We start from the raw sequence: 2097 nt of genomic DNA, 5'->3' as shown, positions 1-2097 counted from the left end.
TTGCAGACATGTCTATTCCGTAAAATGTCTCGAAAGCGCGGTCGTCGCATTCAATTCAACGCGGCAGCGACACAGTGGCGGATCTCCCCGATCGAGCCCAGTCCCGAGACCCTGCGGTAAGCCGGCGCCCAACAGAATCAAACGCATGATGGGTCTCCAGTTGTCTGCCACACGCGCTCAATAGCGGGCAACGGCTGAGCGCCGTTGTCGCCAGTACCCCACTACGGCAAGGGCGAGGCTGCTGCCGAGCGTGGCGACCACCTCCTGACGATGATCTGGACTGCAGAGCATGACCACGCTGGCGGCAACGATCATGACGATCACGGCAAGCGCGAGGAACGGATGAAACCACATCTTGACCCGGAGTTGCGCGGCCGTGAGCTGGCGACGCAGCCGTACCTGGCAGATGGCGATGACGAAGTAGACGAGAAGCGCAATCATGCCGGTCGTGGACAGCAGCGCATCGAAAACGTACTTGGGCGCCAGATAGTTGGCGGCAACGCCGACGAAGGCCACGATGGTCGATCCGAGCACGGCGTACACGGGGACACCGGCGGCGTTCGTATTCGTCACGATCGAGGGCGCCTGCTTTCTCTTGCCAAGCGAGAACAACATCCGCGAGCACGTGTAGAGCGAAGAGTTGAGGCAGCTACCCACCGCGGTGAGAATGAGCACGTCCATGATCGGCTTCGCGTAGGGAACGCGGAACGCTTCAAGCACCGACTGGTAGGAGCCGATCTGCACCAGACTGGGATTATTCCAGGGGATCACGCAAATGATCACGGCGATCGAGCCGATGTAGAAGAACGAGATGCGCCAGATGACCGACTTGATGGCCCGCGAAATTTCCCGCGCGGGATTGGCGGACTCCGAGGCGGCGATGGTCACGATCTCGGTACCGAGGAAAGTCGACATGGTGGTGAGCAGCGCGCCCACAACCGGCAGGAAACCGCGCGGCATGAACCCGCCGTGCCCCATGATGGTCTGGACCGGCGTCGGATGGACTTTCGGCAGGATGCCTGACAAGGCAACGACGCCACATCCAATGAATCCAATGATGGCGACCACCTTGATGACCGCGAACCAGAATTCGAGCTCGCCATAATGCTTGACGCTCACCAGGTTCGCGCCGGTCATGAGCAGTGTCACGCCCAGACAGAGCTCCCACACCGGGACGGTGGGAAACCAGGTATTCAGAATGTTGGCCGCGGCCGTTGCCTCCATGGGCACCACGAGCACCCAGAACCACCAGTACATCCAGCCGATCGTGAAGCCGGCCCACGGGCCGATTGCCTTGTCGGCGTAGGTCGAGAACGAGCCGGAGTCGGGCATCGCGCAGGCCATCTCGCCCAGCATGCGCATGACGAGCACGACGAGCAGGCTGGCGAACAGGTAAGCCAGGATGGAGGCCGGCCCTGCCTCGGCAATGGCGTGCCCGGAGCCGACGAAAAGCCCGGCGCCAATACATCCGCCGATCGAAAGCATGACGACGTGGCGCTGCTTCAGGCCCGCGCCGAGTGCGTGATTGCTGGGCGCTGCGAAGGCGTCGCTGCTATCCGGATACTCCATGCCCTCGGAGCCCGGTGCCACGGCTAGTGTTGCCGACCCGCCGGTCTGCGAAGAATTCAGGTGTTGTTGCATGTCTCTTCCCGTGTCTCGTCTATTTATCGGAAACTGCTTGATTCGTGGGGAAAACAGCTACATCAGGATATCGAATGATTCATTTCCGGAACGCGTGCAGCGTCCGCTTCAGTGGCCTTCGGGCCCGCTCGCTCGCGCTCCAGCAAGGGATAGGCGAGCGCACAGATGTGTGACTGAATGCGCACGAGGTCGCGCAGCACGTCCAGGTGCAGCGAGCTCGACGCCAGACTGTCCGGCTGGCCTTCGCGCAGCCGCTCGAGGTGACGCTCGCGCGCCGCGCGTTCGAGCTGCCGCAGTGCCTGCTTGTCGTCGATGAGCTGTGCCGCGGTTTGCCTGCGCCCCGAGACGAGCAGCGCCTGGGCACGGTGGAAGCTGTCGATCACCGAGGCGTGCATCGCGCGCAGTTCCTCGGCGCCCTCCGGCGAAAAGCTCAGTTGCATCTTGATCTTTTTCTGC

2 protein-coding genes are annotated in these 2097 nt (G+C 62.2%); both read right to left on the bottom strand.

Annotation, left to right across the window (positions count from 1 at the left end; genetic code table 11):
- Positions 1-177: 177 nt before the first annotated feature.
- On the bottom strand, positions 178-1569 hold the full coding sequence (locus tag BO1_RS48680; RefSeq protein WP_043289319.1) for an amino acid permease: 1392 nt from the start codon (positions 1567-1569) through the stop codon (positions 178-180).
- Positions 1570-1703: 134 nt separating this feature from the next.
- A partial coding sequence (locus tag BO1_RS56000) for a PhoU domain-containing protein (RefSeq protein ID WP_043289317.1) occupies positions 1704-2097 on the bottom strand: 394 nt, incomplete at its 5' end.

The organism is Paraburkholderia oxyphila NBRC 105797, assembly GCF_000685075.1.
Lineage (GTDB): Bacteria > Pseudomonadota > Gammaproteobacteria > Burkholderiales > Burkholderiaceae > Paraburkholderia > Paraburkholderia oxyphila.
Note: the sequence above shows the minus strand (reverse complement) of the source record. Positions and strands in the feature narration are given on the sequence as shown.

What these genes read in the sequence shown, in the direction of transcription:
- BO1_RS48680 (WP_043289319.1), bottom strand. Translation starts at nt 1,569, where the DNA reads ATGGAGTATCCGGATAGCAGCGACGCCTTCGCAGCGCCCAGCAATCAC.